The 19,602-nt window shown below is 70.1% G+C and carries 16 protein-coding genes; 5 read left to right on the plus strand and 11 right to left on the minus strand.

The window, feature by feature from the left end:
• Positions 1 to 1,866 (minus strand): DEAD/DEAH box helicase (locus tag D7X55_RS04265; RefSeq protein WP_121722302.1); only part of this gene is annotated, 1,866 nt, incomplete at its 3' end.
• Positions 1,867 to 1,934: 68 nt separating this feature from the next.
• On the opposite strand from D7X55_RS04265, the gene D7X55_RS04270 reads away from it, so the two are divergent.
• Positions 1,935 to 3,059: an RNA polymerase sigma factor RpoD/SigA gene (locus D7X55_RS04270; RefSeq protein ID WP_121722303.1), complete on the plus strand. Its 1,125-nt coding sequence runs from the start codon at positions 1,935 to 1,937 to the stop codon at positions 3,057 to 3,059.
• 41 nt (positions 3,060 to 3,100) lie between these two features.
• Here D7X55_RS04270 and D7X55_RS04275 read toward each other — a convergent pair whose 3' ends face one another.
• The 4 genes from D7X55_RS04275 to D7X55_RS04290 all read right to left on the minus strand — a co-directional run bounded on the left by D7X55_RS04275 (position 3,101) and on the right by D7X55_RS04290 (position 7,267).
• On the minus strand, positions 3,101 to 4,666 hold the full coding sequence (locus D7X55_RS04275) for a beta-ketoacyl synthase N-terminal-like domain-containing protein (protein ID WP_121722304.1): 1,566 nt from the start codon (positions 4,664 to 4,666) through the stop codon (positions 3,101 to 3,103).
• 29 nt (positions 4,667 to 4,695) lie between these two features.
• Positions 4,696 to 6,171 carry a hypothetical protein gene (locus tag D7X55_RS04280; RefSeq protein WP_121722305.1) on the minus strand — a complete coding sequence of 492 codons (1,476 nt, stop codon included), beginning with the start codon at positions 6,169 to 6,171 and terminating at the stop codon, positions 4,696 to 4,698.
• Positions 6,172 to 6,253: 82 nt separating this feature from the next.
• The gene (locus D7X55_RS04285) at positions 6,254 to 6,964 is read right to left on the minus strand and encodes a hypothetical protein (RefSeq protein WP_120549916.1); all 711 of its coding nucleotides are present in this window, start codon (positions 6,962 to 6,964) and stop codon (positions 6,254 to 6,256) included.
• 27 nt (positions 6,965 to 6,991) lie between these two features.
• Complete coding sequence (locus D7X55_RS04290; protein WP_121722306.1) at positions 6,992 to 7,267, minus strand: DUF2379 domain-containing protein; 276 nt, start codon at positions 7,265 to 7,267, stop codon at positions 6,992 to 6,994.
• 56 nt (positions 7,268 to 7,323) lie between these two features.
• Between D7X55_RS04290 and D7X55_RS04295 the strand changes: the two genes are divergently transcribed.
• Together D7X55_RS04295 and D7X55_RS04300 are read left to right on the plus strand one after the other, a co-directional pair.
• Positions 7,324 to 8,082 (plus strand): DUF4159 domain-containing protein, encoded by a 759-nt coding sequence (locus D7X55_RS04295; protein ID WP_120549914.1) that lies wholly within the window; start codon positions 7,324 to 7,326, stop codon positions 8,080 to 8,082.
• A gap of 27 nt (positions 8,083 to 8,109) precedes the next feature.
• Positions 8,110 to 10,389 carry a glutamine amidotransferase gene (locus tag D7X55_RS04300; RefSeq protein ID WP_120549913.1) on the plus strand — a complete coding sequence of 760 codons (2,280 nt, stop codon included), beginning with the start codon at positions 8,110 to 8,112 and terminating at the stop codon, positions 10,387 to 10,389.
• A gap of 48 nt (positions 10,390 to 10,437) precedes the next feature.
• Here the strand turns inward: D7X55_RS04300 and D7X55_RS04305 are convergent, their stop codons facing one another.
• The 3 genes from D7X55_RS04305 to D7X55_RS04315 all read right to left on the minus strand — a co-directional run bounded on the left by D7X55_RS04305 (position 10,438) and on the right by D7X55_RS04315 (position 13,559).
• A complete protein-coding gene (locus tag D7X55_RS04305; protein WP_120549912.1) occupies positions 10,438 to 10,995 on the minus strand; it encodes a superoxide dismutase family protein in 558 nt (185 codons plus the stop codon).
• A 110-nt stretch (positions 10,996 to 11,105) separates the two neighbouring features.
• Positions 11,106 to 12,683, minus strand: coding sequence for an N-6 DNA methylase (locus D7X55_RS04310; RefSeq protein ID WP_120549911.1), 1,578 nt, complete (start codon positions 12,681 to 12,683; stop codon positions 11,106 to 11,108).
• A 21-nt stretch (positions 12,684 to 12,704) separates the two neighbouring features.
• A complete protein-coding gene (locus D7X55_RS04315) occupies positions 12,705 to 13,559 on the minus strand; it encodes an ion transporter (protein ID WP_120549910.1) in 855 nt (284 codons plus the stop codon).
• 141 nt (positions 13,560 to 13,700) lie between these two features.
• Here D7X55_RS04315 and D7X55_RS04320 point away from each other — a divergent pair, with 141 nt between their 5' ends.
• Together D7X55_RS04320 and D7X55_RS04325 are read left to right on the plus strand one after the other, a co-directional pair.
• Positions 13,701 to 14,465, plus strand: coding sequence for a DUF4239 domain-containing protein (locus D7X55_RS04320; protein WP_120549909.1), 765 nt, complete (start codon positions 13,701 to 13,703; stop codon positions 14,463 to 14,465).
• Positions 14,466 to 14,609: 144 nt separating this feature from the next.
• The gene (locus tag D7X55_RS04325; protein WP_158626311.1) at positions 14,610 to 15,605 is read left to right on the plus strand and encodes an alpha/beta fold hydrolase; all 996 of its coding nucleotides are present in this window, start codon (positions 14,610 to 14,612) and stop codon (positions 15,603 to 15,605) included.
• A 105-nt stretch (positions 15,606 to 15,710) separates the two neighbouring features.
• Here the strand turns inward: D7X55_RS04325 and D7X55_RS04330 are convergent, their stop codons facing one another.
• Genes D7X55_RS04330 through acs form a run of 3 tightly spaced genes read right to left on the minus strand, consistent with a single transcriptional unit; the run spans position 15,711 to position 19,601 of the window.
• Positions 15,711 to 17,309, minus strand: a complete 1,599-nt coding sequence (locus D7X55_RS04330; protein ID WP_121722308.1) for a sodium:solute symporter family transporter — start codon at positions 17,307 to 17,309, stop codon at positions 15,711 to 15,713.
• 10 nt (positions 17,310 to 17,319) lie between these two features.
• Positions 17,320 to 17,598, minus strand: a complete 279-nt coding sequence (locus D7X55_RS04335; RefSeq protein WP_120549906.1) for a DUF485 domain-containing protein — start codon at positions 17,596 to 17,598, stop codon at positions 17,320 to 17,322.
• Between the two features lie 38 nt (positions 17,599 to 17,636).
• Positions 17,637 to 19,601 carry an acetate--CoA ligase gene (gene acs / locus D7X55_RS04340; protein WP_121722309.1) on the minus strand — a complete coding sequence of 655 codons (1,965 nt, stop codon included), beginning with the start codon at positions 19,599 to 19,601 and terminating at the stop codon, positions 17,637 to 17,639.
• Position 19,602 lies beyond the last annotated feature (1 nt).

The raw sequence follows: 19,602 nt of genomic DNA on the forward strand, positions 1-19,602 counted from the left end.
GGTGGTGTCGCGCTCGCTGCGCGGCTTGCTCTTCTCCACGCGCAGCGTCTTGCCGCCGTGCTGCTTGCCGTTGAGGGCCTCGAAGCCCGCGGAGTCCTCCTCGGCCACGAAGACGTACGCGAACGTGGGGCGCAGCTCCGCGCGCACCAGCTTGCCCACCGGCGCGCCCGCGTCCTCCATCGCCGTGGCGATGCTGCCCGGCCCCAGGCCGTCCGCGGTGCCCAGGTTCACCCAGAGCTTCGTCTCGCCCGGGCCCGGCTCCAGCGCGGCGGAAGGTGCGCCACCCCGGCGCTCGCCCCGGTCCTCGCGGCGCTCGTCGCGGCGCGGACGGCGTTCGCGGTCCGGGTGCTCGTCGCGGCGCGGACGCTCGGCGCGCTCGCCCCGGTCCTCGCGGCGGGGACGCTCGCGGTCGCGCTCACGGTCCTTGCCCCGGCGCTCCGTGGGCTTGCGCTCCGGCGCCGGCTCGCGCTTCTCCGTCTCACCGGCGGCCTGGGCCTTCTCCATGCGCAGGCGGCTGAAGTAGTACTTGATGAGGAAGGCGACGAGGTCGTCCGCGTCCGGGCGCTGCTTGAGCTGCGAGGCCAGGGGCAGGAAGCCCTCGAAGATGCTGGAGCCCATGCCCTCGCGCAGCTCACGCAAGTGGCGCTCGGTCCACAGGTGCATGGCCTCTTCGGGCGCGGGCATCTCACGCATCTCGAACTTGATGCCGAACTTCTTCTCCAGCACGGTGAACGTCGCCAGCTCGCGCCCGGAGAAGAGGTTGATGGCCGTGCCCTTGTTGCCGATGCGGCCCGTGCGGCCCACGCGGTGCAGGTAGACGGCGGGGTCCTCCGGCAGGGAGTAGTTGATGACGTACTCCAGCCCGGAGATGTCGATGCCGCGCGCCGCGATGTCCGTGGCGACCATGAAGGCCACCTCGCCGCGCTTCACCTTGCCCATCACCCGCTCGCGCTCCTTCTGCGGCAGGTCTCCGTTGAGCAGTTCCGCGTCGAAGCCGTTGCGGTTGAGCACCGCGGTCACCAGCGCCGTGTCATCCCGCGTGTTGCAGAAGATGATGGCGTTGGAGGGCTCCTCCTTCTCCAGGATGTAGATGAGGTTGCGCGGCTTGGGGAACTGGTCCGACACGTCGTAGCGGATGTGGTGGATGTGCTCCACCGTGAAGACGTCGCCGGACAGCAGCAGCGTCTCCGCGTTCGTCGTGTAGCGCGCGATGAGGTTCTGGATGTCCGTGGGGACGGTGGCGCTGAAGAGCAGCACCTGGCGCGTCTTCGGAAGACGGTCGAGGATGCGGGTCACTTCCTCGTAGAAGCCCTGGTTCAGCATCTCGTCGGCTTCGTCGAGGATGGCGTGGTCGCAGCCGTCCAGCTTGAGGTTGCCGCGGTTGATGTGGTCGAAGACGCGGCCGGGGGTGCCCACGATGATGGGCGTGCCCTCTTCCAGCGCGTCCTCCTGCTGCTTCATGGAGGCGCCGCCGTAGATGGCCGCCACCTTCACGCCCTTGTACTTGGCCAGGGTGGTGAGCTCCTCCGCCACCTGGAGCGCCAGCTCGCGCGTGGGGCAGAGGATGAGGGCGCGCACGCGCTTCTCGTCCGCCGGAATCTTCTCCAGCAGGGGCAGGCCGAAGGCGGCCGTCTTGCCCGTGCCCGTCTTGCTGCGGACGATGAGGTCCTTGCCCGCCATCGCGGGGCCAAAGGCCTTGGCCTGGACGGGGGTGGGACTGGTGTAGCCGCGCTCCGCCAGCGCGCGGCGGAGGGGCTCGGAGAGGTTCATTTCTTCGAAGCTGATGTCCGCGATGTACTCGCCGGGACGCGTCGTGGCTTCGTCAGGTGCCGGGGCTCCCGGCGTGGGCTCTTGGATGTCGCTCATCGGGCATGGGCATAGCCCCTGCATTACCCTCTGGCAACAATCGCGGCACTTTGGGGTATGGAGCGCGCATGGCGAATGGGAGGAAGAGAACCAATGGACCGGCCGCCCCCCGGCCCCGCGCGAAGCGCCCCGCGGCCTCCGACCGGGCATCCGCCCCGGAGGCGCCGGAGGCTCTGGACGAAGAAGTGGAGGGCACCCCCCAGGACCCGGACGCCCTGGAGCCGGACCTGGCGGAATTGAACGAAGCGGAGGCGGAAATCGAGGAGGTGGCCACCCCGGCCCGCCCTGTGCGGCCCACGGTCCTGGTGAAGGCGGAAGGCGCCTCCATCACCAGCCGGGACCCCCTCCAGGCCTACATGGCCGAGGTGACGAAGCACCCCCTGCTCACCCGGGAGGAGGAGCACCGGCTGGCCAAGGAGTACCAGTCCACGGGGGACGTGCGGGCGGCCTACCGCCTGGTGGCCTCCAACCTGAGACTCGTGGTGAAGCTGGCCCACGAGTACCACCGCAACCCCCTGTCCCTGCTGGACCTGGTGCAGGAGGGCAACATCGGGCTGATGCAGGCGGTGAAGAAGTACGACCCGGACCGGGGCGTGAAGCTGAGCTCCTACGCCGCGTGGTGGATACGGGCCTACATCCTCCGCTACATCATGGACAACTGGAAGATGGTGAAGCTGGGGACCACCGAGGCCCAGCGGAAGCTCTTCTTCAAGCTGCGCCAGGAGCAGGAGAAGCTCGTCGCCCAGGGCTTCGAGGCCAGCCCGCGCCTGCTGGCGGAGCGGCTCAACGTCTCCGAGCAGGACGTGGTGGAGATGGACCAGCGGCTGGGGCACGACGAGATGTCCCTCGACGCGCCGCTGGGCAACGACGGGGACTCGGGCGCCACCCGGGCGGACCGCTACCTGCCGTCCAACGCGGTGCCCGCCGACGAGCGCCTGGGCTCCGAACAGCTCAAGGCCCTCTTCCGGGAGAACCTCAACGCCTTCGCCCAGACGCTGGAGGGCAAGGAGCGCTACATCTTCGAGCACCGCCTCACCGCGGACGAACCGCTCACGCTCCAGGACATCGGCGACAAGTACGGCGTCAGCCGCGAGCGCGCCCGGCAGATTGAAGCGGCCCTCATCAACCGGATGCGCGAGTTCATGCGCGAGCGCATCCCGGACTTCGACATGGTGGCGGTGCCCAAGGGCTGAAAGCGCCCGGGGGGCGGCGCGGGCCCCCCGGTCTTTCCCGGCTACTTCCAGGGCCGGGAGATGATGCAGGCGTTGATGCCGCCCACGCCCATGGACAGCTTGCCCGAGCAGCCCTGGGGCGCGGCCACTTCCTGGTTGAAGACGAAGCGGCCGTGCACCCTGGCGATCTGCTTGTTGAGCTCCGTCGGGGCGAGCGGCGTGGGGTACACCTTGCCGGCCTCCGCGCCCAGGTACTGCGCGGTGAGCTCCCAGCCGCCGCCCGCGGACATGCCGTGGCCGAAGGTGCCCTTGCGCGCCGTAATCAGCACGGACTCCGGCATCACGTCGCGCAGGTTCTGCACCTCCAGGAAGTCACCCGGGGTGGCGGTGGCGTGCAGGTCCCAGCTGCCCACGTCCTCGGGCTGGCAGCCCGCGGCGCCCAGCGCCTCGCGGATGGCCAGGGTGGGGCCTTCCTTGGACGGGGTGATGATGTGGTCCGCGTCCGCGGTGACGCCCACGGCCACGGGCTCCAGGCCCAGCGCCTTGAAGCCCTTCTGGGTGAAGTGCTCGTAGTCGCCCACCACCCACACCACCGCGCCACCGGCGATGTGCGTGCCGCGCAGCGCGGTGAGGGGCTTGGACACGGCGGCGTCCGCGGAGATGACGCGCGCGTTGTAGAAGCCGCCCACCACCAGCGGGTTGGGCGCCGCGTCCGTCATGCCCAGCACGACGGCCTTCGCCTCGCCCAGGCGGATGGCGTTCATGGCCAGCTTCAGGCCGTAGCCGAAGGACGAGCACGCGGCCACCGGCGCGAACGTCATGCCCGTAATCTGCCCCAGCATGGACACCTGGGACGCGGGCGTGTTGTGGATGTTCCACAGCACGTTGGAGGACACGGCGTTCCACGGCGGCTCGGGCGCGTTCCACTTCTTCTGCAGGCGCCCGTTGCGCGTGCGCTTCTCCTTGATGACGGACAGCTTGGCGGACTCCACGTCGCCCTCGTCGGGCACGCCAATGGCTTCAATCTCGCGCAGCTCCTCCAGGTACTCGCGCAGCTCCGGCGAGCGGCCCGCCCAGAAGTGCCACCAGTCGTCCTCCGCCTTGTCGCGCTCCACCTCTTCGATGGTGGAGGGCTCCGGGGGCAGGCCCGGCAGCGGCTCGCGCGTCTCACGCCACTGGCGGAGCGCGCCGTTGCGCTCCGGGGACGCCCAGAAGCGGTCCCACCGGCGCTGGGCGCGGTAGAGGTCCAGGGAGATGTGCTGGATGGTGGGCAGGTCGCCCAGGCCGGTGCCCACGTAGACGTGGGCCTTGGTGCCCAGCTCCTGGAGCTCTTTTTCAATGCCCGGGTTCTGCGCCAGCGACTGGATGAAGGCGCCGATGGCGTACTGCGTGGGCTGCCCCATCTTCCGCTCCAGCTGGGAGAAGCGGTTGGCGGGGAAGCGCGCGTCGATCCACGGCTTGTAGGCCGCCAGGTCGAACTCCGGCGTGCCGACGAGGAAGTTGTCCGGACCGAAGCCGTTGAAGGGGGTCAGCCAGGTCTCGGACGACGCCAGGTTCCTGGCGAAGGCCTCGATGTTGGGGGAACGCGGGGCGACCACGCCCCAGCCGAAGATTCCGACTCTGCGCACGGGTGTTTCCTCCGCCGCCCGGGGGAAGGCTACAGCGGCTGGATCTTGAGGTTGTCGAAGTGGACGCGCGTCTGCCATCCGGAGAAACCGAAGTACTGGTTCCGGGGGCCGTAGAGCGGGGACGCGTCCTGGAGGGTGAGGAAGGGCTTGCCGTCCACTTCCCACGACAGCAGGCCGTCCCGCCGCGTGATTTTGAAGTGGTAGCGCTGGCCGGGCACCACCACGGCGCCGTCGCGCACGGCGCGGTCGTTGGTGTGCTCGTGCTGGCGGGCGATGATGGACTGGGTGTTGCGCCAGCCGCCGAAGACGAAGACGTAGCCGGTGGCGGTGTACTGCAGGCGCGGGTCGCCGGCGTAGAAGGAGCGGCCGTCGCCCCACGCCTCCACCTTCATGTCGCCTTCGGGGCTGTCACCCCAGGCGTCGAATTCAATGACGGCGTTCTCCGGGAGGGGCTTCTTCAGCCACACCGGGCGGTTGCCCAGGTTCTGCACCACGAGCGCCCCGTCCTCGATTTTCGCGGCGGCGGGGTTCGTCACGTTCCACGCGTCGCCCAGGGTGTCGCGGTTGAAGTCGTCCTCGGACGGGCCCGGGGGCAGGGTGGGTTCCTGCTTCGCCACCATGGTGGCGGGCATGGAGTCCGGCGTGCCCACGCGCAGGTTGTCGAAGAAGAGCTGGGACTCCCAGCCGGACAGGCCCAGCCGGTCCTGCCCCTTGCCCTTGAGGGGGAACGGGTCGTCCAGCTCCGCCACCAGCTGGCCGTCGATGGCCCACTTGAGCACGTTGCCGCGCCGCTCGACGCGCCAGTGGTACGTGCGGCCGGACTGGATGGGGGCGCCCACGCGGGACTCCACCCGAACCTTGGTGTCCTTCCTGAAGACGCCGGTGGCGACGAGGTCCGCGCCCTGGCCGCCGCCCTTCTCCGCGATGCGCGCGGCCCTGCGCTGGAGCGCGTCCAGCGCGGGGGCGTTGATGTCCTTGCGCGCGATGACGGACAGGCTGTTGTTCCACCCGCCCTGCACCAGCACGTACCCGGAGGCCGGGTCGCGTCCGTTGCCGAACAGCTCCACGCGGATGTCGCCCTCGGGGTACTCCGGGCGCACGTCGAACTCCACCGCCACGTCGTCCGGCAGCGCGGCCTGGAGCCACAGCGGGTTGTTCTTGGGCGCGGGGCCCAAAAGCTCCCCGTTCGTCACGCGCCAGTAGGCCCCGGTGGAGAAGAAGTCGCGCGAGACGACCGCAGGGTCGTTGAAGGCCTGCTGGTAGGGCACCGTCGCGGTGACGTCCGCCTGGCCCCGGAAGAGCGCGTAGTGGATGAGCGGCAGCTGGATGAAGGCGACGGCGCCAGCGAGGACGGCCCACCCCTTGCGGCTCATGCCCGCGGGCTTGCGCCACGCTTCGTGGGGCACGGCGGGCTGGGAGGCGTCCGGGGATGACGGGACGGAGGCCGCCGGGGGCGACCCTTCCTGCTTCTGCGTGTCCTTGTCCTTGCGGCTGGCCTGGCCCATCGATGCTCGAGGAAGGGGAGGGGGAAAGCCGGCGGAATCTACGCCCCGGCCCCTCCGGCGTAAAGGATTGCCGGGACAGGGGTTACTTGACCCCCCATCGCTTCTCGAGCGCCTGCTGCTCCGCCAGGCGCTGCTTCAGCCGCTGCTTCTCCGCCTTCTGTTGATCCGACTCCTCCGGCGAGGGGCGCACGGCCAGCTGGTAGACACTGCCCGCCAGGGCGAAGAGCAGCGCGGCGATGATGACGCCCCAGGGCCGGCTGGCCGCCGCCTCCACCACGCCGCCAAACTGGTGCAGCGCCGCCAGCGCGCCAATCACCAGCAGCCACGCGCCCACCACCGACGCGACGATGCCGCTCACCTGCCGGTGGAGGAAGGCGCCCACCAGTCCGCCCACGATGAAGCCCGGCCCGAAGCCGAGCAGGAAGTCCGCGGGGCCTGCGATCTGGCCCGCCACGAGCCCCAGCGGCACGCCCACGCCCACGAAGGTGACGGCGGGAGGAAAGAGGAAGCCCAGCGCCATCAGCGCGGCGGCCACCAGGGTGGGCAGGCGGGGATCCAGCTCCGTCCCCAGGTTGAGCCGCTGGACGACAGCGCCCGTCCACACCAGGCCCAGCACCGCGCCCACCGGGCCCGCCACGGCGCGGAACAGCTTGCCGCCGCCCGCGAGCAGCAGCACCAGCCCCACGAGCGCCACCACGACGCCGACCCACATGGGCAACAGCCGGTAGATGCCCACCCAGCCGGAGGGGTTGAAGGACTGGTACGACTTGAGCGCCTGGAGGAAGCCTTCCATGACGCACCATCCTAGCGGCTGTGGCCGTCAGGAATAGCGGGTCAGGACCAGCCCCAGCAGCAGCACCAGGATGACCGCGCCCAGCAGCGCGTACGCGTAGAGGGAGCGGGGCGTTTCGGTGGCGCGCAGCAGGTCTTCCGCGCGTTCGCGGTCTTCCGGGGAGGGGCTGCCCGCGAGGATGCGCCGGGCGTCCTGCCGGGCACCGGCCACGTCACCGGCGTCCTTGCGGGCCCACGCGGCGCGCACCGGTTCGGAGCCGGGGGCCGGGCCGGACTCCGGGGGCGTCTGTCCGCCTTTCGCCATGGCGCGCGTCTATACCAGGGAATGCAGGCACCCGCCGACGGTATAAGCAGGTCCCCATGCCCGTGCGGCCCCTCTCGCGTCGAAACCTCCTGCTCGCCACGTCCGCGCTCGTCCCGCTGCTGTCCCGGCGTGCGGCCGCGTTCGGTGAGAAGAGCCGCTTCATCCCCGCCGTGGCCCGGCACGGGGGCCGCTGGGACGTCCGGCTGTCGGGCTTGAGGCGGCTTGCGTGGGAGCTGCAGCGGCGCACGTCCGTGGAGGTGGTGCCGGACGCGCGCCCGTTCGCGCTGAGCAGCCCGGACCTCTTCGAGTACCCGTTCCTCTACTTCGGAGGGGACGGGGCCTTCCCGGCGCTGAGTGACGCGGAGGTGTCCAACCTGCGCCGCTACCTCACGTACGGCGGCTTCGTGTTCGGGGACGCCAACGACGGCAGCGACGGGGACGGCTTCGACGCCAGCTTCCGCCGGGAGATGGCGCGCGTGCTGCCGCAGAGCCCGCTGAAGGAGGCGCCGGGGACGCACGTCGTCTTCAAGTCCTTCTTCCTCCTGGACGCGGCGCCGGGGCGGCTTTTGCACAAGCCGCTGCCGCTGGTGGCGAGCGTGGGCAAGCGCGCGGCGGTCATCTATTCGCAGAACGACGTGGCGGGCGCGTGGAGCCGCAGCGAGTCCGGCGACTACGAGTTCGACGTGTCCCCCGGCGGCGAGCCGCAGCGTGAGCTGGCCATCCGCCTGGGCATCAACCTGTGCATGTACGCGCTCTGCCTGGACTACAAGGACGACGCGGTGCACCTGCCCCTCATCCTCAACAAGCGGCGCTAGCAGGGCCCTGCGCGCGCGCACCCTCGAATGAACTCCCCGTCCTTCAACGCGTGGAAGCTCGTCAGCCTGTCGCCCCTGCCCGTGTGGGCGCTGGTGCTTCTGGGCGTGGGGCTCTTGCTGGGCATCGGGTTGGCGGCGTGGGGCGTGCGCCGTGAGCCTTCGCGGGGCCGCAAGCTCCTCCTGTGGAGCCTGCGCCTGGGCGCGGGCGTGGCGGCGTTCTTCTTCCTGCTGGAGCCCGGCATCCGGCACCTGCAGGTGGCGCGGATGAAGAACCGGGTGGCGGTGCTGGTGGACCGCTCGGCGTCCATGAACTTCCCGTCGGAGCCGGGCGGGTCCACGCGCAGCGCGCAGGTGGCGGCGTTCCTGGAGAAGGCGGCGCCCACGTTCGCGTCGTGGCAGGACCGCTTCACGGTGGAGGTGTACGGCGTGGATCCGGAGCTCTCTCCGGTGACGGCCGCGCAGCTCTCCCAGGAGCCCGCGCGGGCAGGCACGACGGACCTGCTGGCGGCGCTGCGGTCCGCGGCGTCCGGAGGGCAGGGGTCCCGCAAGCTGTCGGGTGTGCTGCTGTTCAGCGACGGCGCGGACAACGCGGAGCTGAAGTCCGGCGCGGTGGGCCGGGCTCGCGCGGCGCTCACGGACCTGGGCGTGCCGGTGTCCACGTTCCTGGTGGGGCAGGAGGCGCTGAAGGATTTGTCGGTGGAGGGGCTGAAGGTGGATGACTTCGCCTTCGTGCGCAACTCGCTGACGGTGGAGGTGGAGATCCACGGGCGCGGGTTCAGCGGACAGGACATCCCCGTCGTCTTGAGCCAGGAGGGCAAGACGGTGGCCAGCAAGCTGGTGAAGATGACCACCGGCGACGACGTGAAGCCGGTGTCCTTCACCTTCACGCCGGACCAGACGGGGCGCTTCGTCTACACGGTCACGGTGCCCACGTTCCCGGATGAGGCGGTGAGCGACAACAACAGCAAGTCGTTCACGCTGAAGGTGATTCGCGACCGCGTGCGCGTGCTGCTGGTGGTGGGACGGCCGTCGTGGGACGAGCGCTTCCTGCGCGGGCTGCTCAAGCAGGACGCGAACGTGGACCTGGTGTCGTTCTACATCCTTCGCACGCTGTCGGATGACCCGGGCGTGTCGAACGAGCGGGAGCTGTCGCTCATCCCGTTCCCCATGGAGGAGATCTTCGACACGAAGCTGCACACGTTCGACGTCGTCATCTTCCAGAACTTCGGTTACTCGGATCCGTCGCTGTCCATCGCGGAGTACGAGCGCAACCTGGAGCGCTACATCCACGAGGGTGGCGCGTTCGTGATGATTGGCGGCGACAGCGTGCTGGGTGAAGGGCGCGCGGCGATGCCCACGCTGATGGAGGCGTTGCCGGTGGAGGCGGCGGGCCCGGCGAACGCGGATCCGTTCAAGCCGCGGCTGACGCCGGAGGGCCTGCGGCACCCGGTGACGTCCATTGGCACGGGCGCGGCGAGCACGGAGGGCGCGTGGGGAGAGCTGGCGCCCATTCCGGGCGCGAACCTGACGCGGGCGCGGCCGGGGGCGACGGTGTTGATGGACCACCCGTTCATGACGGTGGACGGGAAGAACGCGCCGCTCGTGTCGGTGTGGGACTACGGGCGGGGCCGGGCGATGGTGGTGGCGACGGACGCGACGTGGTCGTGGGCGTTCACGGCGCACCGGGACGGTTCGCCGACCCGCGCGTATGACCGCTTCTGGGGCAATGCGCTGCGCTGGCTGGTGCGCGATCCGGACCTGACGACGCTGAAGGTGACTGCGGATCCGCCGTCGGTGGAGCCGGGGCGGCCGGTGGGCGTGGTGGTGCAGGCGCGGACGGCGGACTACCAGCCGGCGGAGGGCGCTCAGGTGCGGGTGGAGCTGTTCTCCGTGGCGACGCAGAAGCCGGTGGCGGTGCAGACGGGCACGGCGGGGGCGGACGGCGTGGTGCGGCTGGAGTTCGCGCCGCCGGCGCCGGGGCCGTACAAGCTGCTCGCGTCCGCGAAGAAGGGCGAGACGGACCTGGGCAAGGGCGAGGACGCGGTGGCGGTGCGCGCGGTGGGCCCGGAGCTGTCGGACGCGTCGGTGCGGCCGGAGCTGATGGAGCAGATCGCCAGCGTGACGGAGGGCAAGGCGTTCAAGCTGCCGCAGGACGGGATGCCGGACGTGCCGCTGTTGGATCCGCCGGTGGTGGAGGTGGGGCGCGCGAAGGACCAGCCGCTGTGGGACCGCTGGTACTACCTCGTCGCGCTCATCGCGCTGCTGGGCGCGGAGTGGTTCGCACGGCGGCGCTTCGGATACGTGTAGCCGGCGCCGAGGCCTGATGCACAGGCCCCGGCGGTGAGGCGGAAGTGACTACTCCGCCTTCTCCACCACGCCGCAGGCGATGCGGCCGCCGGCGTCGCCGGTGGGGTCGGTGTGGTAGTCGTCCAGCTTGGCGTGGACCATGACGGCCGAGCCGTCCTTGTCGAGCAGCGACTTCACCTTGAGGTCCGCGACGAAGACGTCGAACTGCACCTTGCCGTCCTGCGGGACGTAGAGGTTCGGCAGGTCACCCGCGTGCTGGCCCTTGGGCGACAGCGCGCCGTGCTGCTTCTTCGTCGGGTTGAAGTGGCCGCCCGCCGTCTTGAACTCCGGCGCCTCGCACTTGCCCGTCTCGTGGATGTGGAAGGCGTGCTCGCCCGCGGGCAGGTTCATCAGCGTGCCCTTCACCAGCACGCCCTTGGGCGCCTGCTCCAGCGTCACCTCGCCCACGTCCTTGCCCTGGGCGTCCTTCAGCGTCGCCTTCACCGTCTCGCCCTTCTTGGGGGCGGGCTTCGTCCCGGCGTCCGCGGGGGCCGGCGTCCCGGCGTCCTGGGCCAGGGCGGGCGTGGAGAGGAGGGCGGCGGCAACCAGCAGGGAACGGATCGTCATGTCTCGGAGACTCCAGGGATGGGGTTACCCAACAACGGGCACACTACCCGCCGCACCTGCTTCCCGCTGGAGAATGTCCACCGTTGCATGCGCCCGGTGACAGGGAGTCATCACTCCGGCAGCGCGCCATCCAGCGGCACCGGCACCACCCGGGACGCCCCGAACGCGGGCGCCCAGACCCGCTGCACCTGCGTCCCGTTGAGAAAGCGCATCACCGCGCGGAAGGCCGCCTCAGGCCCTCCCAGCCCTTGCGCCCAGGCGCTGCCCCGGGGCGACAGGTTCGGCACCAGCGGACCCAGCGACTCGCGAGTCCTCGCGCCCCGGGTGATGCCCAGTCCTTCGTCGCGGATCCGCTGCGGGACGTATAGCGGCGCGAACCGCGCGTGACGGTGGTCGTGCACGCAGCCGGGCTCCTCCAGCAGCGCCGCGGACAGGGGCAGCTCGCGCACGTTGAACAGCAGCTTCACGGCTTCTTCGTGCGGATCATACGGACCGCGCAGCCGGTGGTCTCCTCGCGGAATCAACCGCCGGTCCAGGTAGCAGAACGCCTTCGCTTCTGGCGGCACCGCGCCCCGGTGCCTCGCGCCGCCGTAGCGGAAGAACGGACGCACGTGGCTTGCGTCCACCTCCAGCTCCGGCCCCTGTTTCAGCGCGCGCAGCTTGGGCAGCAACGCGGGCTCCAAGCCGTGCTCCCGCGCGAAGTCCTCCAGCGTGTCCCCGGTCGCGGCGCGGAAGGCCTCGAGGCGCGCGAGCAACCGCTCCCGGTCCGCGTCCACCAGCAGTTCATCGAAGCGCGTCTTCACTCCGGGCAGGCTCACCGGGATGAGCGTGGTGAGCAGCTCGCCCCGCGCACGCCAGTCGGCGTCCAGCGCGGCGGCCTCGCGGGCGATGGGGGAGAGCCGCCACTCGGGCGCCTCCGGCGTGAAGCACTGGCCCACGCCCTTGTGCTCATGGCGGGGCGGAGCGGCCTCCGCGCCCGAACGCGACGTCCACACCGTGATGCACGTGCGCACCTGCGTGCCCGTGAAGATGCCCGGGCCCAGGTCCACCACTTCGCGCAGGTGGAGCGCTTGCAGCAACGCATGGCGCAGCGGCGCGTAGATGAACGCCTCCAGCAGGCTCGCGGGCGTGATGAAGGCCAGCACTCCCGGCCGCGCCGTCAGCCGCTTCATGGCCACGAGCAGGAAGAACGCGAAGTCGTCCCGGAGGCTCGTGCCCGGCGGCATCTCCAGCGGCACCAGGGCGCGCAGCCGCGCGTAGCAGGCCGCGTCCTTCAGCACCGCCGACGTGCCGTTGTAGGGCGGGTTGCCCACCCATAGCTCCGCGTGCCCCTCCGGTGTCCCCGCGAGCAGCGGATCCAATCCGCCCCGGAGCGCGTCCCCCACGCGCACGTCCGCGCCCGGCACGCGGGCCTGGCACAGGCGCGCGACGCCCTCATCCAGCTCCAGGCCGCACAGCCTCGCGTCCGGGCGGTGCCTGGCGGCGGCGGCGAGGAAGGCCCCCGCGCCACAGGCCGGGTCCACCACGGTGAGCGGGCCGTCACCCAGGTGTGACAGCGCGAGCGCGAGCGTGCGCTCCACGATGGGCGCGGGCGTATAGAACGCGCCCACCGCCTTGCGGTTGATGCCGGGGAACTGGTGGACCAGCAGTTCCTCGTCCAGCTCGGGCGTGTCGAGGGCGCGGGCCATGCCGGGCCATCCTAGACAGATTCACCCGGTGGGCCGCGAGGGGCCGAAGTCCAATGCCGTGCCGCAGACTTTGCAATAGCGCGCATCCCCGTCATGACCCTGTGCGCCACAACCGGGGCACGCCTGGGTATTCACCGGCTGACGCGTGGCGTTGGCGAGCTCCACCGACACGATGCCCGTGGGCACCGCGATGATGCCGTAGCCCATCACCATCAGGATGGACGCGAGGAACTGCCCCGTCACCGTCTTGGGCGTGATGTCCCCGAAGCCCACCGTCGTCATCGTCACGATGGCCCAGTACATGGACCGGGGGATGCTGTCGAAGCCGTGCTCCTCGCCCTCCACCATGTACATGACCGCGCCCATGATGACGTCGATGCTGAGCACCGTGCCCAGGAAGACGATGATCTTGGGGCGGCTCGCGCGCAGCGCCGTGAGCAGCACCTCCGCCTGACCCAAGAGGTGCCCCAGCTTGAGGATGCGGAAGACGCGCAAGAGGCGCAGCACCCGGATGACCAGCAGCGTCTGCGCGCCGGGAATCAGCACGCTGAGGAATGACGGCAACAGCGCCATCAGGTCCACGATGCCGAAGAAGCTGCGCGCGTAGTGCAGCGGCTGGCGCACCGCGATGAGCCGCAGCACGTACTCCAGCGCGAACAGCACCGTGAAGACCCACTCGGCCGCGTGCAGCCAGGGGCCGTAGCCGGTGCGCACCTGCGCGACGCTCTCCAGCATCACCGCCGCCACGCTGAACACGATGGCCCACAGGAGGGCCACGTCGAACGCCTTGCCCGCCGGCGTGTCCGCTTCGAAGATGATGGTGTGCAGGCGGGCGCGAAAGCCGCTCGGCGGGCTCTGTTCGGAAGGGCGGTCCACGGGCCGCGCAGCTTAGGCGCAATCCCCCTGGGAACGTTCAACAGCGTCCTGGTGGCCTGGACCGGCGGCTGGATTGCCAGGGCCGGGTCGCGGCCCAAGGTTCCCGGGCGCCCTGTCCATGGCTTGGAGCGGCTCTGGCGCATGTTGCAAATCCTCGACGCCATCCCGGTGTGGCTGCTGGCCCTGATGGTGATGGGCCTGCTCTTCCTGAGCCTGGAGTCCGGCCACCGGCTCAGCCACCGGAAGCCGGGGCTCGGGGATGCGTCGGCGCTCCAGGCGTCGGTGCTCGGGCTGGTGGCGCTCCTGCTCGCCTTCTCCTTCTCCATGGCCTCCGACCGGTACTCGCTGCGCCGCACCCTCGTGGTGAAGGAGTCGAACGCCATCGGCACGCTCTACCTGCGCCTCGGCTACCTGCCCGAGCCCGCACGCGACGAGCTGCGCGCCCGGCTGCGCCGCTACACCGACCTCCGCCTGGAGGGGTACCAGGCCGTGGGAGACCTGGCCCTCTTCGCGACGAAGCTCCAGGAGTCGAAGTCGCTCCAGTCGGAGCTCTGGGCTCGGCTGGAGGCGCTGGCGCCCCGCGTGGAGGCTCCCGTGCTCATCCTCGTCACCCAGGCGATGAATGACGTGTTCGACGTCTCCGATGAGCGCCTGGCGGCGGCCCACAACCTCATCCCGACCACCATCTTCGTCCTGCTGCTCGTGGGGATGCTCGGCTCCGGCGTGCTCCTGGGGTACCGGCCGGAGGCACAGGTGCGCGGGCTGCTCTCCTGGACCCTGTTCGTGGTCATCCTGACCGCCGTGATGTTCACCCTGCTGGACCTGGACCTCCCCACGCGAGGCCGCATCCGCGTGGACCAGCAGCCGCTGCGCTCGCTCCAGGAACAGCTGCGCGCCCATCCCTGACCACGTCAAAGGCAATCGGCGGCGGGGGTCGTCCGTTCAGGGGGCATGCGAACCCTGAAAGACACCATTTCCCTCTCCCTTGTCGGCCTGTCGCTCACAGCCCTCCCGGCCATCGCTGGCGAAGCGCCCACGCCGCAGGAGGTCATGCGGGAAGCCCGTAGGAACGTGCTCACGGATGGCATCGAGAAGGCGGAGGCCGTGCGCATCGGCGGCATCGACCAGTGGATTTCCGTGCGCGGGCGCCACAAGGACAACCCGCTGCTGCTCTTCCTGCACGGCGGGCCGGGCTTCACCGCGCTGCCCGCCGCGTACTTCTACCAGGGCGAATGGGAGGAATATTTCACCGTCGCGCACTGGGATCAGCGCGGCGCAGGCAAGACGTATGCCCTCAACCCGCCGGACAAGGTGAAGCCCACCATGACGGTGGACCGCATGGTCGCGGACGCGGAGGAGGTCATCGCGTACCTGCGCAAGACGTACGGCAAGAAGCGCATCGTGCTCGTGGGCCACAGCTGGGGCACGCTGCTGGGCGTGAGGCTCGTCCAGAAGCACCCGGACTGGTTCGACGCGTACGTGGGCATCGGTCAGGGATTGGACGTGCCGAGGAACGAGGTCCTGGGCTACGAGGCCACGCTCGCCGCGGCGAAGGCGGACGGCAACAAGAAGGCCGTCGCGGACCTGGAGTCCATCGCCCCGTTCCCGGACCCGAAGGACCCCGCGCGCACGCTGGCCAACCTGCACAAGGAGCGCCGCTGGCGCTCGTACTACGAGGCCCACGGCTGGCGCGCGCCGGACTGGCACGGCGCCCAGGTCTGGCGCTACAGCCCGGACGTCACCGACAAGGACATGGACGCGCGCGACGCGGGCCTGGACCTGAGCCTTGAGAGGTTCTGGGGGCCCATCTCCCAGATGAACCTCACGAAGGCCCACCGCTTCGCCGTGCCCGTCGTCTTCTTCCACGGCCGGCACGACCGCACCGTGTCCGCGCAGCTCCTGGAGGCCTGGTTCCCCACCGTCCAGGCTCCGTCGAAGAAGCTCGTCTGGTTCGAGGACTCCGCGCACATGGTGCACGAAGAGGAACCCGGCAAGGTGCTCGTGCACCTGGTGAACGACGTGCTCCCGCTCACGCGCGGGAAGTAGTCACGGGGGAAAAAGAAAGGCGGAACCCGAGCCCCTTTGGAAACTCCCGGGTTCCGCCCTGTCCTCCACGCCGAGGAAGAAACCGTGAAGGACGGCCGAGCAGCCTCAAATCTTTTGCGGCGCCACGCCCGTGGGAACCGCCACGGGAGGCGGCGTCACCGCCGCGCCCACGTGCATGCGGTGCTCCACCTCCGCGAAGCGCGCGGAGGCCTCCGCCTCCGGCGCCAGCAGCGACACCACCCAGCCCACGATGAAGGACAGCGGGATGGTGACGATGCCCGGGTTCTTCAGCGGGAAGACGGCGGACGCGTTGCCGAGCAGCTCCACCTGCACCGTGGGCGACAGGAAGATGAGCAGCACCGCGCTGATGGACCCCGTCAGCATGCTGGCCACCGCGCCCTTGGTGGTGAAGTTCCTCCACAGCATGGACAACAGCAGCGCGGGGAAGTTCGCGCTCGCGGCGATGGCGAACGCCAGGCCCACCATGAAGGCCACGTTCTGGTTCTTGAAGACGACGCCCAGGATGATGGCCAGGATGCCCAGCGCCAGGCTGGCGATGCGCGCCACCTTCAGCTGCTCCGCCTCCGGCGCGTGTCCCTTGCGCACCACGCTGGACCACAGGTCATGGGACAGCGCCGCCGCGCCTGACAGCGTCAGGCCCGCCACCACCGCGAGGATGGTGGCGAAGGACACCGCGGAGATGAAGCCCAGGAAGCCCGTGCCGCCCACGACCTCCGCCAGCATGGGCGCCGCCATGTTGCCGCCCTTGTCCACGCTCACGATGGCCTGACGGCCCACCAGCACGGACGCGCCGAAGCCCAGGATGAACGTCACCAGGTAGAAGAAGCCGATGAGGCCCGTGGCGTAGAAGACGCTGGTGCGCGCCGCCTTCGCGTTGGGCACCGTGTAGAAGCGCATCAGGATGTGCGGCAGGCCCGCCGTGCCGAACATCAGCGCCAGGCCCAGGGAGAGGGTCTCCAGCGGGTTGGACACCAGCTTGCCCGGCGCCAGCGCCTCCGGTCCGTAGCGGTTCACCGCCTCACTGAAGAGCGCCGTGGGACTGAAGCCGAACTGCCACAGCACCGACACCGCCAGCGCCGTCGCGCCGCCCAGCAGCAGCACCGCCTTCACGATTTGAACCCACGTGGTGGCGATCATCCCGCCGAACAGCACGTAGAGGATCATCACCGCGCCCACGATGACCACGGCCGTCTCATACGAGAGGCCGAACAGCAGGCGGATGAGGTTGCCCGCGCCCACCATCTGGGCAATCAGGTAGAAGACGACGACGGTGAGCGTGCCCACCGCGGCGGACAGCCGCACCGGGGTCTGCTTCAGGCGGTAGGCCACCACGTCCGCGAAGGTGTACTTGCCCAGGTTGCGCAGGGGCTCCGCGATGAGGAAGGTCACCACCGGCCAGCCCACCAGCCAGCCCACGGAGTAGATGAGCCCGTCAAAGCCGGACGTGGCCACGAGGCCCGCGATGCCCAGGAAGCTGGCGGCGCTCATGAAGTCGCCCGCCAGCGCGAAGCCGTTCTGCCCCGCGCTGATGCCGCCGCCCGCGGCGAAGAACTCCGACGTCGTCTTCGTCTTGCGCGCCGCCCAGTAGGTGATGGCCAGCGTGATGCTGACGAAGAGGAGGAAGAAGACGATGGCCGTGGTGTTGGGCTGGCCAAGCTGCGTGCCCGCGGTCGTGGGATTCATGGTTGGCCTTTCAGCGGCGCAGCTCGTCGAGGGCGCTGTCGTACTTCTTGTTGGCCCAGCTCATGTAGACGCCCGTCAGCACCCAGGCGAAGAGGATGGTGAGCGCCCCCAGCACGATGCCGACGGACAGCCCCGGCACGAACTGATGCCCCATCAGCGGCCGGTTGAAGGCCACCAGCAGGATGAAGCCCAGGTAGGCGACGAGCATCGCCACCGTCAGCGCGCCCGCCACGCGCCAGCGCCTCGCGGCGAGCGCCTTCAACGCCTCGTCCTTGGAATTGCCGTGCATCGGTGTTCCTCCTTGTGAAGCGTGAAAGGGATGGGGGGTCAGCGGCGGGCGTCCGGCGGCAGGCCCTTGGTCAGCAGCTCATCCAGCACGGCGGGGTCCGCGAGCGTGCTCGCGTCACCCAGGTTCTCCGTCTCGCCGCCAGCAATCTTGCGGAGCATGCGGCGCAGGATCTTCCCGGAGCGCGTCTTGGGCAGGCCCGACACCAGCACCACCCGGTCCGGCGTGGCGATGGGGCCAATCACGTGGCGCACCTGCTCACGCAGCGTGCCCACCATCTTCTCGTCCGGGGTGCGCACGAAGTCCGGCTTCACCGTGACGAAGGCGCAGACGCCCGTGCCCTTCAGGTCGTGCGGGAAGCCCACCACCGCGGCCTCGGCGACGGCCTCGTGGGCGACCAGCGCGCTCTCCACTTCGGCGGTGCCCAGGCGGTGGCCGGACACGTTGAGCACGTCGTCCACGCGGCCGGTGATCCAGTAGTAGCCGTCCTCGTCGCGGCGGCAGCCGTCGCCGGTGAAGTACAGCGGCAGGAAGCGCGCGTAGTACGTCTCCACGAAGCGCGAGTGGTGTCCGTACAGCGTGCGCGCCTGTCCCGGCCACGAGCGCGCGAGGCACAGGTTGCCGCTGACGCCGTTGCCCTCCAGCTTCCGGCCCTCTTCATCCACCAGCACCGGCTCCACGCCGAAGAAGGGCAGGGTGGCGCTGCCGGGCTTGCAGGGCGTCGCGCCGGGCAGCGGGGCGATGAGGATGCCGCCCGTCTCCGTCTGCCACCACGTGTCCACCACGGGGCAGCGGCCCTCGCCCACCACGTCGTGGAACCAGCGCCAGACCTCCGGGTTGATGGGCTCGCCCACGCTGCCCAAGAGGCGCAGCGACTTGCGGGAGGACTTCTTCACGAACGCGTCGCCCTCCTTGATCAGCGAGCGCAGCGCGGTGGGCGCGGTGTAGAGCGTGGTGGCCTTCAGGTCGTCCACCACCTGCCAGAGGCGGCTCGCGTCCGGCCACGTGGGGGTGGACTCGAAGAGGACCGTGGTGGTGCCGGTGCTGAGCGGGCCGTACACGAGATACGAGTGGCCCGTCACCCAGCCCACGTCCGCGGTGCAGAAGTGCACGTCGTCCGGCTGCGTGTCGAAGATGTAGCGGAACGTCGTGTTCGCGTAGACGAGGTAGCCACCGGTGGTGTGCAGCACGCCCTTGGGCTTCCCGGTGGAGCCGGAGGTGTAGAGGATGAAGAGTGGATCCTCCGCGTCCATCCACTCGGCGGGGCAGACGCCCCGGTGCTTCTGGACCTCCACGTCCAGCCAGTGGTCGCGCCCCTCGCGCATGGGCACTTCCCTGGGCGTGCGGCGCGCGACGAGCACGGACGTCACCTGGGACAGGCCCTCCAGGGCCTCGTCGGTGATGGCCTTGGTGGCCACGCTCTTGGGGCCGCGCGGGCCCTCGTTGGCGGTGATGACGACCTTGGCTCCGGAGTCCAGCACGCGCTCGCGCAGCGAGTCCGCGGAGAAGCCCGCGAACACCACCGAGTGCACCGCGCCGATGCGCGCGCACGCGAGCAGCGAGTACACCAGCTCCGGAATCATGGGCAGGTAGACGATGACGCGGTCCCCCTTCCGCACGCCGTGCGCCTTGAGCACGTTGGCCAGGCGGTTCACGTGGTGGGCGAGGTCGCGGAAGGTGACGGTCTCATACTCGCCGGGCGTGTTCTTCGCCCAGAGGATGGCGGCCTTGTCCGGGCGCGCCTTCGCGTGGCGGTCCACGCAGTTGACCGTCACGTTGAGCTTGCCGCCCACGAACCAGGCGAAGTCCGCGGCCTGCTCGTTCACCTCGCGGATGGACTCCGGCGGATGGAACCAGGTGAGCTGCTTCGCCTGTTCGCCCCAGAAGGCGTCCGGGGCCTCCAGGCTCTGGCGGTAGAGGCGCTGGTACTCCTCCAGGCTCTGCACGTGCGCGGTACGGCGGAAGGCTTCCTTGGGCTGGAAGAGCGAGTCCGTGTCGGTGGCCATG

This window comes from Corallococcus sp. AB049A, assembly GCF_003668885.1.
In the GTDB taxonomy this organism is placed as follows: domain Bacteria; phylum Myxococcota; class Myxococcia; order Myxococcales; family Myxococcaceae; genus Corallococcus; species Corallococcus interemptor.

What these genes read in the sequence shown, in the direction of transcription:
- D7X55_RS04330 (WP_121722308.1), bottom strand. Translation starts at nt 17,309, where the DNA reads ATGAATCCCACGACCGCGGGCACGCAGCTTGGCCAGCCCAACACCACG.
- D7X55_RS04285 (WP_120549916.1), bottom strand. Translation starts at nt 6,964, where the DNA reads ATGGAAGGCTTCCTCCAGGCGCTCAAGTCGTACCAGTCCTTCAACCCC.
- D7X55_RS04325 (WP_158626311.1), top strand. Translation starts at nt 14,610, where the DNA reads ATGCGGGAAGCCCGTAGGAACGTGCTCACGGATGGCATCGAGAAGGCG.
- D7X55_RS04300 (WP_120549913.1), top strand. Translation starts at nt 8,110, where the DNA reads ATGAACTCCCCGTCCTTCAACGCGTGGAAGCTCGTCAGCCTGTCGCCC.
- D7X55_RS04305 (WP_120549912.1), bottom strand. Translation starts at nt 10,995, where the DNA reads ATGACGATCCGTTCCCTGCTGGTTGCCGCCGCCCTCCTCTCCACGCCC.
- D7X55_RS04335 (WP_120549906.1), bottom strand. Translation starts at nt 17,598, where the DNA reads ATGCACGGCAATTCCAAGGACGAGGCGTTGAAGGCGCTCGCCGCGAGG.
- D7X55_RS04280 (WP_121722305.1), bottom strand. Translation starts at nt 6,171, where the DNA reads ATGGGCCAGGCCAGCCGCAAGGACAAGGACACGCAGAAGCAGGAAGGG.
- D7X55_RS04290 (WP_121722306.1), bottom strand. Translation starts at nt 7,267, where the DNA reads ATGGCGAAAGGCGGACAGACGCCCCCGGAGTCCGGCCCGGCCCCCGGC.
- D7X55_RS04295 (WP_120549914.1), top strand. Translation starts at nt 7,324, where the DNA reads ATGCCCGTGCGGCCCCTCTCGCGTCGAAACCTCCTGCTCGCCACGTCC.
- D7X55_RS04270 (WP_121722303.1), top strand. Translation starts at nt 1,935, where the DNA reads ATGGCGAATGGGAGGAAGAGAACCAATGGACCGGCCGCCCCCCGGCCC.
- D7X55_RS04310 (WP_120549911.1), bottom strand. Translation starts at nt 12,683, where the DNA reads ATGGCCCGCGCCCTCGACACGCCCGAGCTGGACGAGGAACTGCTGGTC.
- acs (WP_121722309.1), bottom strand. Translation starts at nt 19,601, where the DNA reads ATGGCCACCGACACGGACTCGCTCTTCCAGCCCAAGGAAGCCTTCCGC.
- D7X55_RS04320 (WP_120549909.1), top strand. Translation starts at nt 13,701, where the DNA reads ATGTTGCAAATCCTCGACGCCATCCCGGTGTGGCTGCTGGCCCTGATG.